This window comes from Escherichia sp. WS568, from assembly GCF_046486085.1.
Classification (GTDB): domain Bacteria; phylum Pseudomonadota; class Gammaproteobacteria; order Enterobacterales; family Enterobacteriaceae; genus Escherichia; species Escherichia coli.
In genome coordinates this window covers 149,076-165,177 of the sequence record NZ_JBJQMC010000007.1, presented here as the reverse complement: position 1 = coordinate 165,177, position 16,102 = coordinate 149,076, and the positions used below count along the sequence as shown (strand labels likewise).

Sequence of the window (16,102 nt, the reverse complement as noted above, 5' to 3'; positions counted from 1 at the left end):
AACATCGACGGCGAAGGTAACCCCATTAATCACCAGTCAAAACTTTTCACCAGCGTCAGCTCGCCAGCATTACGCATCGGTACAATAAATGTTTCCTGTTTCTCATTGACCGATCCTTCATCGGTGATCAGCGTCAGTTGGGCGGTGGTTAATTCCGTTTCGCTGCGTCCGCCATAGTAGTTGATATACACCTGATAGCGCCCGTGAACTGGCGCTGGCATGGCGAAAATCTCGGGGCCGTACCCCGTCGTGACATCCATATCCAGTGCACCACTGTTGTTCAGCACGGTGTTACCGTACCAGGCGTGTTCGCCATCGGGCGTAACAACGTGAAGGTCGAGGTCGGTATCGTCCGTATCCCACGAGAGAACCAGTCGTAAACGCGCGCGGATCACTCCAGCACCCGGCGTTGAGTAAAACTGCATTTTTTGCCGGCTTTGCCCATCCGGGCTGATGACCTGCACGCTGTTGCTGCCTTCCGTGAAAATATAAGGGCGTGCAAATGAACCATCGGATTCAATTCTCTGCGGCATACTGGCACCGTTGACCACCAGCCGGCCCTGCTGAACTTTACCCGCCGCAGCATAATTCTTTATTTTGCCGCGGATCTGCGCTGAGATATTTTGATCATCTGCCATGTTGACGGACGACGCCGGGTAATTGATCGATTGTGAAAAACTGGCATCTTCGCCCTCTGCCGGATGCCAGCCAGAGAGCGGTGCATCAATCTCGACTTCCTGCACACCTTCACTGTGAGCGACAGGCGAAAGCGCCACCAGTAACAACGGAAGAAAAATCTTTCGCATAGCATTAGTCCATTAATAATTGTCGGGTCAGCGTTTCGATATAGTTCTCATCAAGCCCGGTGGGATAACCATCAAAGGCCAGGTGCAGATACTCATGGGTTAAATCCAGCCGATCCTGAAGCGTAAAGAAGTTACGAATAAACAGCCGTTTCTGCTGCCGATCGGTATAGGGGAAACCTGAGACTAAACGACAGACCGCAAACACGTCTGGTTCGTTGTAGCCCGTCTCGCCTTGCAATATACGCCGCCACTGCGGCATTTTTTTCGCCAGCCAGGCTTTCGCTTTGGGTAATAACTGACAGGTTGAGCGTGGCGCTCCCCAGCGGCTAAGGCTGTTATCGGGATAAGCAAACGCGAGTATCTGGTCGTAACGCTCTCCCTGCCCCGCCTGGGCCGTGGCTTGCCGCCAGGAAAGCGTCCCTTCGGTAGCGCGACTGCCGTGATAATGAACCGGATCGCCCGCATAGATAAGATCCTGCGTCCAGGCGGTCATCGTTCGCGCCCCCGTGGTCGCTGGCGAAGCCGAAACACGCTGTGTGGCGCTGCTGTCAGAGATGGTCAGGCAATCGCCTTCCCGATTGGCGTTTTGCTGTAAAAAAGTGCGTATCGCCACGGTCATGGCTTTCGCTGCCTCAGGGGGCGTACTTTTCGCCTCGCGATCCAGAACTCTGGCAACATACTCTTCACGATCGAGATGCGACTGCAATTTCAGTTTGCCCTTTTCGCTCAGTAAGGTCGTCTCACCGTGGCTGACAAACGTAATGTGGTTACCATTGGCGAACGTCACACGATAGCGCCCATTAAGTACGCCGGGTTTTACTGCCGTCGTACTCTTTTCCGCTGCGATTTTCTTCAGCGGATAGCGGGCAAACAGCTCCACCAGGACACATTGCCCACTGGCAACCTGCGTCGGCACTGGCAAAACCCGATTAAGCACCGTCGCATAACGGGTCAGTACCGTTTTGCTGGTGCCACTGCCAGTCACCCACAGCGGTGTACCATCGGTTAACCAGCCGGCAAAACCACCCTGACGGATTTCCTGTTTATCATCGGCAAACCAGCTCCAGGTTTTCACCCGTACCCGACTACCGAGCATGGATGCGACACCGATTTTCGCCTCGTCCAGCACCACATCCAGTAAAACTTCCTGAGCTTTGTTTTGCGCAGGTAACGTCGCTAATGAATCAAGCAGCGATTTAACCGTTACCGAGGTTTCTGGCTTCAGCGTAGTAAGAGACGCTAACCACGCAGGTGCCTGACGCTGTTGCCAATATTGCCCCCACACATCTGCGCCAATATGCAACCGCTGCGGCGCAAAATAGAGCCCACAGGAACGTACCAGCGCGGTATCGCGCGTTATACTCTCCCCAGCCTGACAACAATAAACCTCTTCCGGGGAGTTTCCGCGACACTGGTAGGGCTGCTCCGGTTGATGGGTATCCTCCAGCCAGGCGTAAACATACAGTTTCCACAAACTCCCTAACGGCGTGGTGAGCGTGTCAGGTAATGCCGAGACTTTGGTCACGCCTGACGACGATAACTGATACAGTTGGTCATGCTGCGCGCCCCGCAGCGCCAGTTGTAACGACGTCTCCTCCGCAAGCGTTGGCAGAGTAACCAACGCTAATAGCCAGACGATTCTGCGCCAGTTCACTTATTTCACCTGCATCCCGGTCCATTCGCTCCCTGCCGCAACACTTTGCTGTGCAGGTGCATAGGAACGCACATAACGAGCAGGAGGCAGAACGAATTGCCCTTTTTGCGAGAAGCGCAGCAAATGGCGGAAAGTGACCGTTCCCGTCAGTTCTTTCACCGGCACCATATAGGCCAGTTCGCCCATTTCATTTCGCGCTTTTTCCAGCAACTGCCCCTGCTGTTTTCCAGCGTTCGGTTTATTGACCGAAATGCCCCACGTAGTCCTCTCAACGTCAGCCCCTGGCGGGAGCGGTACTTCCACCTGACCGTAGCGCAGAACGGCATCCTGCTCGCTGGTAAGCGTAATTTCATCGAGATACAGCGCATCGCTGTCAATCTCATTGCTGGTCACCGGCTGCAGAGTAAAGCTCATCTCTTCTTCACCGGGGATAAGCCGATACAACTGGCGTTCAACGGTCACCGGAATGTTACTTTGTTGAGCCGTTTTTGCCGGTTCACGCCAGCGGACCTGCACATTTTGCGGCGACAATTCATCACCAAAAGAGAGAATGTCCGGCACGCCCTGACCAACCCAACGCCAGTATTCGCCCCCTCCAGTTAACTTATGTTTGGCCCATGCGCCCGCAGGCGCAGGCAACACAACCGGAGGCATTGTCGCCATATATTTCGCCAGCCAGTTCATGGCCAGCGCGCGCTCAATAGTGGATTGCTCAGCGGTCAAACCACTTAAAATAGCAGCAGCCTGGGTAGCGTCGCCCCCGCTATTGAGCAGCACAACCGTGTGCGCCAGCGGCTGATTGCTGTTTGCCGCTTTATCCCACGCATATTGCTGAACCTGTGGCATCACAGTGGACTTCAACTGCGCTTTTTTCAGCAACGTCATGGTTAAGACGTTTGCCACCGCATCTGCCAGTGGAGATTCAGGTGTATCGAGGATCAGACTGTCATTGATATCGCTGGTGTCTGCCTCAGAGAAATCTTTAGTTTTAGTTCCGCGCCGGGCGATAGCTTCATCCAACCCTTTCAACAACGTTTTGCACGGCAGATTCATCTCCTGCGCCCACGCCAGCACCAGCGCCCGATGCAATAACGGCATGTTATCTGCCTGCTCGGCATAACTGTCGAGCATATGCTGCCAGTATTCCGGTTGTTGCGTTACGCCGAGCGCCTGGCTGGCCTGCCAGTCGGCGTACCATGCCCATGCCGTGAGGAAGGCGTCACCATTGCCATCTTCACCCCACCAGGTAAAGCGCGCACCGGGCCCTGCCAGTTGCATCAGCCGCAGACGGTTATCCTGAATCATCTGACGAATGTCGTTAGCGGCGGCACTTTGATGATCGGCAAGCGAACGCCAGGCGAGACTGATCGGGATCAGACGGCTACCGGTGTTGATCACGCCACCCCACGGTTCATCGACTAACGCATCAAGATTGTTACGGAAAATCTCCTGCGGCGTTTCACTACTTTGTAGCCGGATATTGCTCGCCTGCTCGGGCAACATCAGCGCATTATCGCCACCGCCGAGCATGACATTTTTCTGCTGTTCAACGGGCCAGCTGTTATCCACAAAAGACAGTTTTGTGCTAATGCTGTCCTGCACTTGCCCATTTTGTTGCAGTTCTGCGCTTAACAAGCCAGATTGCTGAATATTCTGCGTCAGCGAAATATAATTCGCCCCTTTGTGCAGCGTCAGCGTCTGGCGCATCTCAGCGCCTGCAAATTTAGTCACCAGCGCCACCGGTTCGTTATCCTGCTGACTGAAGATAAACAGTCCTGCCGCCGGTTTGTCGCCCACGCGATACACCGTTGGCATACTCCACTTCATGTAGAGATTTTTTTCCGAACGCAGATAAGCACGCCCCTGCCCGACCAGCCCGTCGCCGTTCATCCCACGCGCGGTGATACGCCAGCGGGTTAACGAATCAGGCATCAGGAACGTGAAATACGCTTTGCCTTGTTTATCGGTTGTGAGTGACGGCATCCATGCCGCGGTATCCACCTCTTCACGCCGTGGACGTTCAAGCATTTTTACTCGCCGCTCGCTGCGGTTAGTTGCGCCAGGCGCAACCGGCTCGCTGGAGAGCGCCTGGTCGTAGCTGATAAACGACAAACTGGAGCTGGTACGCACATTGTTACGCCCCAGCGGATAGAAAAATTTGCCGATATTCGGCGCGATTTCCGGTTGCAGCGCGTAGATCATTTCATCGACCACGCCTACCGTTAACTGCGCAGAAACAGGTTTACCTTTCAGCGACGAGGTTAATTCGACATTGACCAGTTCACCAGGCTGGTAATGGGTTTTGTCCGTTTTCACCCGGATATCCAGCTGGGGAACGGCAACTTTGATCCCGGCGTTCTGAAAACTGTACTGACCGTTACGGGTATACAGCACCGAAAAAGTGATGTTAGGCGCAAAGGAATTGCTCACTGGAACCCGGGCTTCATACTGGGTATCGTTTAAACGTTGTAACGTCAGCCAGTTTGCCGGATGCGAAAGCAGCGACTGCTGTTCCACGCGATCGCGTTCCAGCGTCAATAATGCTTCATCAATTGGCTCCGGAAAGGTAATCAGCATCTTCGCAGTTTCGCCTGGCTGATACAGCGTTTTATCCGCCACGATATCTACCGTACCAGTATGCGCCGTGCTGCCCTTACCGCTGACGGCATGACTTAACCCAGCGAGAATTAAGCCGTCTTTATCGCGTAATGTCAGATTGTAGTTGCCAGGTTTAGCGAAATTGACGGTAAAGGATTGGCCGCCTGACGGTAGCTCTCCGCTATGGCTCGTGCGGTCTTCGAGACGCAACCATTCATACGTAACAGGAACCTGTTTTGAAGATTCCAGCGCGGCATAACGGAACACAACCGATTCACCGCTATTACTGTATTGTGCGGCAGTACTTAATGAGTAATGTGCCAGTCCACGTTCAATGAGGATCTCTTTGGTGGTGGTGACACGATACGCCGCACCGTCACTGGCGGAGACGGTTAACAAATAGCGGCTTGGTTTATCAGCGGCGGGGAGATTTAACGCCACATGACCGCTATCGTCGGATACCGTTTCACTGCCTTCCAGCGACACGGGAAAACGTCCGGCATAACGCAAATCGTTACCGACCATTGATAATTGCTGAGCGCGCAAACTTAACTGCACACGGGCATCTTTTACCGGCTCACCATCCGGGTAGAGCAGTTGCAGTTTGCCGCTGACCGCTTCGCCAGTTTTGAACTCTTTTTTGTCGAGAGCTAAGCCAATCTCGAAATGTGGCTTGATGTAGTTTGCCACGCGAAAACTACTGCTATAGACCTGATTGCGGTAAGCAAGACGCAACTCATAACCTCCGGCAACGGCATTTTCTGGCAGGCGGAAACTCCCCTGCCCGCCATTGCGCGCATCCAGCGTGACATTGATGGTTTGCAACAGACTGCCGTTAGCGTCCAGCACCGAAAGCTTCGCCGGGGCGCTGACGATGGGGGATGAATGCAACGGATCGTGGAACTCGCGCCCCATCACTTTAACATCGACACGATCGCCTGCGCGATATAGCGGGCGATCGGTAAAGATATACAAGCGGGTGTTGTAGATTTCACTTTCGTAGAAAAAGTTCTCGGAGACAAAAACGCCGCCTTCAGCATCCTTACCCAGAATGTATGAACGTTCTGGCGATATATGTTGTAACTGCAAGGTACCGCTGTCATCGGTCACACCGCGAGTCATCACGCCAAGACCGTCAGTCCACAGGATCTCTGAGCCTGGCTTCGCTTCACCCTGTTTTTTGCCCGCGGTCCACACCAGAAGTTCGTTGCCTGACACTTTGCTAAGCGCCACTGTATCGGAGACAAATACCACCGTCGTTGCCCGATACCCACCGACCATCGCTTCGACGAGATACAGTCCCGGCTCTTGTTTGCCGAGAGGAATATAGATGTTACCCGGCTGCGGCGAGATGAAATTGCTGGATGCGCCTTCCAGTTTTACCCCTTGCTGCGGCTCGACTGGTTTAGCCTGCCATAATGGGTAACGGAACTGTTCCACCAGTGGATATTTTTTCAGCGGTGAAAACTGGCTGTTCTGTACATAACGGGAAGGTTTAACAATGGCATTACCGAGCTGTAATTCGGGTAACGCCTGAGTCACATTCTGCCGTGACTGAGAAGAGAAAGTACGCTGCATTACACGGCGAGATTTGCCATACCAGTTATCCCACAGCCAGGTCAGCGTATTGTTTAGCCCGTCGCCCAGATATTTCGGTTGCACCACAATGCGATGCAGGTTTTTCTGCTGGCGCAAAAATGCCATCGGGTCAGGAATACGATACAGGCGAACGTCCACGCCACCGTACTCTTCCATCTGATAGCGTCGATAATCACGCCCCGGCGCTTCCAGTCGCACTTTCGCCTCTTCACTGCTGCTAAAACTGCTGTCAGCGAGCAAAAAGAATGTTCCCCCGCCGGGCGGCGCATAGTTACTGGAAGGAAGCGAATCATCAGCATTAGCAAGCCCTGTTCCCACAAGAGACAGGCAAAAGCACGCTGCTATCGCGCCAGAAAATTTAAACGATAAATGCCAATGAAATTGGGATTGGAATCGTTGGGTATCCATCGGGTGTCCTTCCATGTCATAAGTTGTTGCAGACTGACTGCGCGCATTCCGTTGTCAGTTTTCGTGGCGCTTCCGGTGTGGTAGATGACGTAACGCCCCATCCAGACCATTAAGTGCTGGGCATCGCCCTGATCGAAAAAAATCATATCGCCAGGCAGCGCCTGGTTTATGTCCTGGCCAATAAATTGGCTGTTGTACTGAATCAAATTAATCGCGGTCACATAGGGGCCAGTTTTTCCGTTCCCATGATTCCAGTTTTGCGCCAGTTGACGCTGTTCAGGTGTTAGCGTCATTTCAGGCGGCAAATATTGACTTGCTATACCGTTACTTTTTAGCCATTTGCTGTCGTGAATTTTCAGCGCCTCGTTCGCCGAAAATCGCACCAGGCCCGCACAATCCTGCTGATACCAGCGCGGACTTGGCCCCTGGCGGAGCTGTTCCTGTGCAATGCGTACAAACCACGCGCGAAACAGCCCGGATTGTTCGACATTCAGCATTTCGCTATGGGCAACAACACAACACAGCCAGCAAATCAGCGCCAGCAGTCCGTGCCTCATAGCGGCTGCCAGGTTATGGGTAGCCACTGCCAGGCGGCACCGGGTTCCATCTGGGCCAGCTTCATGACATAACGCGGTTGTTGAGATAAAGCGTCCAGCTTCGGCATTAATAAAGTTTGTGCGGCGTTATAAAAAACCGGTTCGAGATTCTTCGGCAAACTGGTCAGCGTTTCGTTACGCAGCAGTTTCGCCACGCCTTGTGGATTGATATAGAGCGGAACGATGCCTTCAGTGGGTATCACATCCACCATTGCCGGGCGGGTTTTATTCAGTGTTTGCAGCGCGTTATTAACCAGCGTGTCATCGAGGGAGAAAAGCAGCGTTTTGTTTTGCATCGCCAGCGACACGCGGAAAAAATAATCCGACATTAATTGATCGGGTTGCGCCGCCTGCGCTTTCGGATACTGGCCGTATCGGGAACTCACTTCGCGACGCCAGATTTGCGCTTCGCCCTGCTGAGTCTGGTTTACCGGCAAAACACCTTCTGGCGCTTTGCTTTCGTGCGCACCAATATTTTGCGTAAACAGTTTTCCTGGCAATTGCACTTGTTCGGCAGAACCATCAAACTGACCGACAAACAGCGGAGTTTGCAATTTTGAATCTTCATACCAGCACAGCCCGGCTGCACCATCTAACGCCCCGTTCAGCTTGTCGTTTTCCTGGCTGATGTGCGAAAGCATCTCTTCGGCAATACCATGCGAATACGGCACCGCCACACAGAAGCTGGCCCCGGCAGGCATACTGTTCCATACCGGCGTAAAATCGAAACTGGCATCTACGCTGGCGGATTCATCATTTAACGCCACAAAGCTATGCCAGCTGTCGTTGCTCATTTCGAAGCGTACGCCAGCAAAAGAAGGCATTAATCGCTGGTAGCCAAACCCCAGCAACCTGGCGCTGACCACGATGCGCTGGCGTACTGGCGTTTTTTCAGCAGCACGCTCTTCCAGGCCAAAGCTGGCTTGCCAGCGTTTTTTACCGCTCAACAAATCACTTGCGATCGCCGTGGCTTCGGTATCCTGCTGATCATCTTTAAACAGCATATCCGTGCTGGAAAATACCAGCATCTTGTCCTGATAAGTTGCGAACATCAGGGCGTTATTGCCGTTATAGCGCAACTGATAAACCGGGATGGTTTCACTATTTAGCTTAATACTACTGATTTCCGTTTTACTTAACTGGCTGTCGCTGGTAGCGGCAAACAGCAATGGCTCCAGCAGCTTGCTTAAACCACTTCGCTGGATCAGCACCATATAATGAGAAAGATGGCCTTGTTTATCGTGCCATAGCGCCGCCTGCGCGGGCTGATCTAAGAGTGACGAAAAGAGCTTATCTTTTAGTGTGAGATCGTGTTCGTAGACAATGCGGCGAATGCTGCCTTCAATGCCCAGACGATCGGCATGATTCTGATAATAGAAAACGAAATCTTCACTCAGAACATCGTGGAGAAACGGAATGGTAAGGAGGTCTTTGGGAAGCTGGCTCAGAGAGTCGCTGTCGAGAAAGAGGTCCGGCTCATTGAGATCGATTTGCAGATTGTTGTGCACCACCAGCGGCGACAACGTTTTTTCTGGCCCACTGCCAGCATATTGCAACGCCCAGACGCCAGCGGAAAGCAGTACTATTGCGCCCAAACCTACAAGACCATAGAACCGCCAGCCTTTCGCCTTTTTTTCACCACTCATTGCCACATTCCTTGTGTAAAGCCAGCCATTTTTTACGAGCACAGCAAAACTTTACCGCGCCCTAATACGACAAAAGCCCAGACTTTGCAGCCTGGACTTTTCAATTCAAACAAGGGAGATATCTCCCTTTTGGCATGAAGACGTAAAATTATTCTTCTTCTGGCTCGTCGTCAACGTCCACTTCCGGAGCGATTTCATCGTCCCCTTCCGCGGCACTGCCGTCGATGGTATCCAGATCTTCCTCGTCAACCGGTTCAGCAACACGTTGCAGACCCACTACGTTTTCATCTTCCGCAGTACGGATGAGGATCACGCCCTGGGTGTTACGGCCCACGATGCTGATTTCTGAAACGCGAGTACGTACCAGCGTACCGGCATCGGTGATCATCATGATCTGGTCGCAGTCATCTACCTGCACCGCGCCAACCACTAAACCGTTACGTTCGGTAACCTTGATGGAGATAACCCCTTTCGTCGCACGCGACTTGGTTGGGTATTCCGCCACTGCGGTACGTTTACCATAACCGTTCTGCGTTGCGGTGAGGATTGCGCCATCACCACGAGGTACGATCAGAGAGACGACTTTATCGCCTTCGCCTAAACGAATACCGCGAACACCGGTGGTGTTGCAGCCCATCGCACGGACAGAAGACTCTTTAAAGCGCACCACTTTACCTTCGGCGGAGAACAGCATTACTTCATCTTCGCCGCTGGTCAGGTCAACGCCGATCAGCTCATCGCCATCAACCAGTTTGATCGCCACTTTACCGGCGGTACGCAGACGGTTGAATTCGGTGAGGACGGTTTTCTTCACGGTCCCGTTAGCGGTGGCCATGAAGACTTTCACGCCTTCTTCAAACTCGGTCACCGGCAGGATCGCGGTGATACGTTCGTCCTGCTCCAGCGGCAGCAGGTTGACGATCGGACGACCGCGCGCGCCACGAGTAGCTTCTGGCAACTGGTAAACCTTCATCGAATAGACGCGACCACGGCTGGAGAAGCACAGAATATGGTCGTGGGTATTCGCCACCAGCAGTCGGTCGATAAAGTCTTCTTCTTTAATACGTGCGGCAGATTTACCTTTCCCGCCACGACGCTGCGCTTCGTATTCAGAAAGCGGCTGATATTTAACGTAGCCCTGGTGAGAGAGCGTCACGACCACATCTTCCTGGGTGATCAGATCTTCCAGGTTGATGTCTGCGCTGTTGGCGGTGATTTCAGTACGACGTTTGTCACCGAACTGTTCACGAACCAGCTCCAGCTCTTCGCGGATCACTTCCATCAGACGATCGGCGCTACCAAGAATACGCAACAGTTCCGCGATCTGATCCAGCAGCTCTTTGTATTCGTCGAGCAGTTTTTCGTGCTCAAGGCCGGTCAGTTTCTGCAAACGCAGATCCAGAATCGCCTGAGCTTGCTGTTCGGTCAGGTAGTACAGACCGTCACGCACGCCGAACTCTGGCTCCAGCCATTCCGGACGCGCAGCATCGTCGCCGGCTCGTTCCAGCATCGCGGCAACGTTGCCCAGCTGCCACGGATTAGCAACCAGCGCCGTTTTCGCTTCTGCAGGCGTCGGCGCATGACGGATCAGTTCGATGATCGGGTCAATGTTTGCCAGCGCGACGGCTAATGCTTCAAGGATATGAGCACGATCGCGCGCTTTACGCAGTTCGAAAATAGTACGACGGGTCACCACTTCACGGCGGTGACGAACAAACGCCGCGATGATGTCTTTCAGGTTCATGATCTTCGGCTGACCATGGTGCAATGCCACCATGTTAATACCGAAAGAAACCTGCAACTGGGTCTGGGAATAGAGGTTGTTGAGCACCACTTCACCGACCGCATCGCGTTTCACTTCAATCACGATGCGCATACCGTCTTTGTCAGACTCGTCACGCAGCGCGCTGATACCTTCCACGCGTTTTTCTTTTACCAGTTCCGCAATTTTTTCGATCAGGCGAGCTTTGTTCACCTGATACGGAATTTCGTGGACGATAATGGTTTCACGCCCGGTTTTGGCGTCAACTTCCACTTCCGCACGGGCGCGGATATACACCTTGCCACGACCGGTACGGTAAGCTTCTTCAATACCGCGACGACCGTTAATGATTGCCGCCGTCGGGAAGTCCGGCCCCGGGATGTGTTCCATCAGCCCTTCAATGCTGATGTCTTCATCATCGATATACGCCAGACAACCGTTGATGACTTCCGTCAGGTTGTGCGGCGGGATGTTGGTTGCCATACCTACGGCGATACCGGAAGAACCGTTCACCAGCAGGTTAGGAATTTTGGTTGGCATGACGTCCGGAATTTTTTCCGTGCCGTCATAGTTATCAACGAAATCGACCGTCTCTTTTTCGAGATCGGCCATCAGTTCATGGGCAATTTTCGCCAGACGGATTTCCGTATAACGCATTGCCGCCGCAGAGTCGCCGTCGATGGAACCGAAGTTACCCTGACCGTCTACCAGCATGTAACGCAGCGAGAATGGCTGCGCCATACGGACGATCGTGTTATAAACCGCCAAGTCACCATGGGGATGGTATTTACCGATTACGTCACCAACGACACGGGCAGATTTTTTATAGGCTTTGTTCCAGTCATTGCCTAGTACGTTCATGGCGTAAAGTACGCGACGGTGTACCGGCTTCAGGCCATCTCGGACATCCGGCAGCGCACGGCCAACAATGACCGACATCGCATAATCCAGATAGGAGCTCTTCAGCTCTTCCTCAATGTTGACCGGTGTAATTTCTCTCGCAAGGTCGCTCATCTAACCGCTATCCCTCTACTGTATCCCGGATTCAAAGGTCGGAGATTATAACACAATCGCTTGCGGACGGGTAAACGTAATGCAGGCTTCCGGGCGCTGTAGATCTACTGCGTTTTACCCCACCGCCAGCACACATCGCGCTGGCGGTGAACGACAAAGGAACAAAGACCGCAACACGCTTCCTGTGCCTCAATAAACACCAGAAATAATGGCTATACTCGTCATACTTCAAGTTGCATGTGCTGCGTCTGCGGGTTATTCGGCCCATCCATGGACCTCACCCCTTACGGGGCCGCTGCAAGCAGCGTTCAAATCCGCTCCATGCGGATTTGTCGCTCACCCCAGTCACTTACTTATGTAAGCTCCTGGGGATTAATGAGAGACATCCATGTCTCTCACCGAAGGCCAGCCTGCGGCTGGGCAAATTCGTTCCTGACGAATTTGTCACTCGCTTGTCGCCTTCCTGCAACTCGAATTATTTAGAGTATATAAATCGCCGTTATTTGATCACATAGGCAAGATATTGTTGTACGATTTCATCGTTTAATTCCTGACCAAGCCCAGGCAACTCTGGCGCGACATAATAGCCATTCTCGGGTTGATAATCGTAAGTACAAAGTTCCCGAATACATGCTTTCATCGCATTGGTATGATGTTCATGAATAATAAAGTTAGGTATTGCAGTTTCCATATGCAGCGCCGCTACTGTTGAAACAGGCCCGCCACAAACATGTACCTGAACGGTTGTGTCATATATATTGGCATAATCACAAATTTTCTTTCCCTCTGTAATGCCACCACAAAGACACAAATCAGGTTGAGCTACCGCAATTGATTGTTTTTCCAGTAAATCACGATATCCCCAGCGAGTATAAGAACGCTCACCTGTTGCTATCGGAATCGATGTTGAACGGGCAACTTTCTGCATATTATCCGAATTTAATGGATGAATTGGCTCCTCATAGAGAAAAATACGATATTTCTCTATTGCTTTGGCAAACTGGATCGCTGAATTTGTTCCTAGAAGAGAATGAATCTCTACAATAATATCAGCATCGTCGCCCATTGCTTCACGCATAGCGGCAATTCTTGCCTCGCCCATTTTTAATTGTTCGGCCAGTAATAAGCCAGAGTAATTTCTATTTTTGTTCTGAAAGACACAATCGCCGCCATGCAGATCGATTTCAAGCGGATCAACTTTTATCGCATTATAACCTTCTGCAATAGCGGCACGCGCTGCCTCTGCATACTCTTCAGGCGTTACTAATATTTGCCTTTTTTCGCCCCAACCAAATTGTAACTGACTGGCGTAAGTTCTCAATTTATCGTTAGTCTTTCCCCCCAGTAGTTGATAAACCGGCACGTTTAAATATTTACCTTTAATATCCCATAAGGCAATATCAATAGCGCTCATACCTGCGTAAAAAACATTACCACCGCCCATTCCCCAAAATGTTTTCCTGAAGAGGAATTCCCAAATCTTCTCAATGTTCAACGGATCTTCACCAATGATGAGAGGGGCTAAATCTCTGATAATACCAACACCAGATTTTGCACCTGCACCATAGGCTAATCCTACTTCGCCAACACCACTTATTCCAGCATCGGTATTAACCCGAATAAGTACTGGATTATAAGAGGCCATAGTTTGATCTCTTTTTTTGAGTTCGCAGTCAAAAATTTCTACAGATGTAATCTTCATAAATAACCTCATTTATTTAGCATGTGAAATAACATTGTCTTTCTGGGCGTTATCTTTTTTATTATCAATTTTCATTGATAACAAAATAGCTACGGCGATAAAGCAAAGAATCGCCTCAACAATAAATATCCCCGTGGCTCCATAATGTGTAGAAACATAGCCAAGTGATTTATTGATCAGAAAACCACCCAAACTTGAACAAGAGTTAATAAACGCAATACTGATTGCCAGGCCTGATGGTGAAAGTAAAGCTGAGGGTAAAGCCCAGTACGGACCGTAATAACTGAGAATGCCTACACCGTATAATGTTAATCCCATCATGCGCAGCGTCATCGAAGGTACAAGTGCGATCATTAAAAAACCGCAACCTGCAACCAACATCGGTAGTGCGGCATGCCATTTCCTTTCATTCTTTTTATCGGAATGCCATCCCCATAATGGCATACTGAACATCGCGAAAATAAACGGAATACTCATAATCAAACCGACATCGGTATCTGTGAAATCCGATGAAAATCCTTTAACCAACCCCGGTAACCAGTAATTTGCCGCCAACGCCGCTGCCTGAATAAACATATAAGCAAATGAGAGTTGTAGTAATACTGGATTTTTAATGATTGACAGAAAAGATGCATTTGTATTTTTATTTAATGCTGCGGCTTTTTCGTTATCAGAATTAAGTTTATCGACCAATGCGGTGACTTGCGATGGTGTAAGCCAGCGGGCTTTTTCCGGACGATCTGGCAGTAAATAAAAGGTCAGCGCCCCCAATAACACCGTAGGAATGCCTTCAATAGCAAAAAGCCAGCGCCATCCTTCATAGTTACCGGTATTCATATGTTCAATAATCCAACCAGACATTGGTGCCGCCAGCACAGATGCAACTGCGATTGATAACATAAAAAAGCTATTCACTTTTCCACGTTCACGCGCCGGGAACCAACATGCCAGGTAGTAAACCATGCCAGGGAAAAACCCCGCTTCAAATATTCCCAAAAAGACCCGAGCGAGCAATATATGCTGGGTGTCTTTGGCAAAGAAAATTAACGTTGTTACTGTTCCCCAACCAACAATAATGGCGCTAATCCATTTTCTTGCACCTAACTTTTGCAATCCAATACTGCTCGGAATTTGAAAAATCAAATAGGACACAAAAAATATTGAAGATATATTAGCAAAATCCTCTGGTGTAATACCAAGGGATTCATTCATGCGTAAAGCGGCAAATCCGATGTTAACACGATCCATATAGTTAAAAAAATACAGAATAAATGCTAACGGAATAATCTTCCTTTTCACAATAGAAATGGCTTCATACAAATCTTTCTGAGGACTGCTCATTTTGTTTCACCTTTTGTGGTTCAATGAATAAGAGTACTGCCCGAAGTGGATATTACGTAAAAAATAATCCAGTTCAAAAGGTGATGTGTTATATCTGATATATCAGCTTGATCATTGATTGAAACACTAAGCTACAACAATAAGATATATCATTTTTGTCATATCTGATATATTAGATACCTTCATTGATAAAATGATTACATATAATGGACCAGCAGCTTAATAAGGGGCAAAGGAATGAGAGATAAAGCGAAACGTGACTTAAGTCACATATCAATTGAGATACCAAAATCCGTAACACAGGTCATCAAAGAAAAAATCAGGGATATGATAATTCATGGCGATCTCAGTCTTGGGCAACCGATAAGTGAAAATGAACTTTCGAATATTCTGGCGGTAAGTAAAACACCTATTCGTGAAGCTTTTATTTTACTTAGTCACAATGAAAATCTGATCAATATCATTCCACGCAGCGGAACATTCGTTTTTTCCGTAACAGATAAAGATATTAATGACCTCATAAAAATGCGAGTAATTCTGGAGCAGGGTGCAATTAGTGAAGCAATGGAAAAGAATGCAAACAATGTCATCATTGAACTAAATAGTATACTATCAAAATCAGCAAAAATTAATGCCGAGCGCGATACTCAGGCTTATCTTAAACTGGATCATGATTTTCATTATGTGTTTGTTAAATACGCTGATAATAAATACATCTCTCAGGCACACCAATTGATATCCGCACGTTTACTTGCTATCCGTTATCGACTGGATTTCACTACGGAATATATCACCAATTCAAATCGTGGCCATGCGACTATTTTAGATATGCTAAAAAATAATAACGTTGAAGGTGTTTGTAATTTTATTACTCATCACGTAAGTAGTGGATTTACCGAGCGCGCACGAAAAATTCTCTCGTTATCTACACAGTAAAATGTGAATGAGTTTATAACACTGGCACTTTTCACCTGCT

General features: G+C 50.0%; 8 protein-coding genes and 1 pseudogene. 1 reads left to right on the top strand and 8 read right to left on the bottom strand.

Features of this window, described 5'->3' with window-relative positions:
- Nucleotides 1-29 precede the first annotated feature (29 nt).
- The 8 genes from ACJHWR_RS10355 to ACJHWR_RS10320 form a co-directional block, all read right to left on the bottom strand.
- Nucleotides 30-806, bottom strand: a complete 777-nt coding sequence (locus ACJHWR_RS10355) for a YfaP family protein (RefSeq protein WP_001225848.1) — start codon at nt 804-806, stop codon at nt 30-32.
- A gap of 4 nt (nt 807-810) precedes the next feature.
- The gene (locus ACJHWR_RS10350) at nt 811-2,460 is read right to left on the bottom strand and encodes a YfaQ family protein (protein WP_001104561.1); all 1,650 of its coding nucleotides are present in this window, start codon (nt 2,458-2,460) and stop codon (nt 811-813) included.
- On the bottom strand, nt 2,461-6,975 hold the full coding sequence (locus ACJHWR_RS10345) for an alpha-2-macroglobulin family protein (RefSeq protein ID WP_000536593.1): 4,515 nt from the start codon (nt 6,973-6,975) through the stop codon (nt 2,461-2,463). It abuts the gene before it with no gap.
- Nucleotides 6,976-6,998: 23 nt separating this feature from the next.
- Nucleotides 6,999-7,622 (bottom strand): DUF1175 domain-containing protein, encoded by a 624-nt coding sequence (locus ACJHWR_RS10340; protein WP_012311709.1) that lies wholly within the window; start codon nt 7,620-7,622, stop codon nt 6,999-7,001.
- Nucleotides 7,619-9,307, bottom strand: a complete 1,689-nt coding sequence (locus ACJHWR_RS10335) for a DUF2138 domain-containing protein (RefSeq protein WP_000012344.1) — start codon at nt 9,305-9,307, stop codon at nt 7,619-7,621. Before ACJHWR_RS10335 ends, ACJHWR_RS10340 begins: the two co-directional genes overlap by 4 nt.
- A gap of 148 nt (nt 9,308-9,455) precedes the next feature.
- The gene (gene gyrA, locus ACJHWR_RS10330) at nt 9,456-12,083 is read right to left on the bottom strand and encodes a DNA topoisomerase (ATP-hydrolyzing) subunit A (RefSeq protein WP_001281225.1); all 2,628 of its coding nucleotides are present in this window, start codon (nt 12,081-12,083) and stop codon (nt 9,456-9,458) included.
- Nucleotides 12,084-12,582: 499 nt separating this feature from the next.
- A complete protein-coding gene (locus ACJHWR_RS10325) occupies nt 12,583-13,785 on the bottom strand; it encodes a mandelate racemase/muconate lactonizing enzyme family protein (protein ID WP_001571680.1) in 1,203 nt (400 codons plus the stop codon).
- 12 nt (nt 13,786-13,797) lie between these two features.
- Nucleotides 13,798-15,126 carry an MFS transporter gene (locus ACJHWR_RS10320; protein ID WP_000098093.1) on the bottom strand — a complete coding sequence of 443 codons (1,329 nt, stop codon included), beginning with the start codon at nt 15,124-15,126 and terminating at the stop codon, nt 13,798-13,800.
- Between the two features lie 193 nt (nt 15,127-15,319).
- Between ACJHWR_RS10320 and ACJHWR_RS10315 the strand changes: the two are divergent.
- Nucleotides 15,320-16,062: pseudogene (locus ACJHWR_RS10315) on the top strand (GntR family transcriptional regulator).
- The last annotated feature ends 40 nt before the right edge of the window (nt 16,063-16,102 follow it).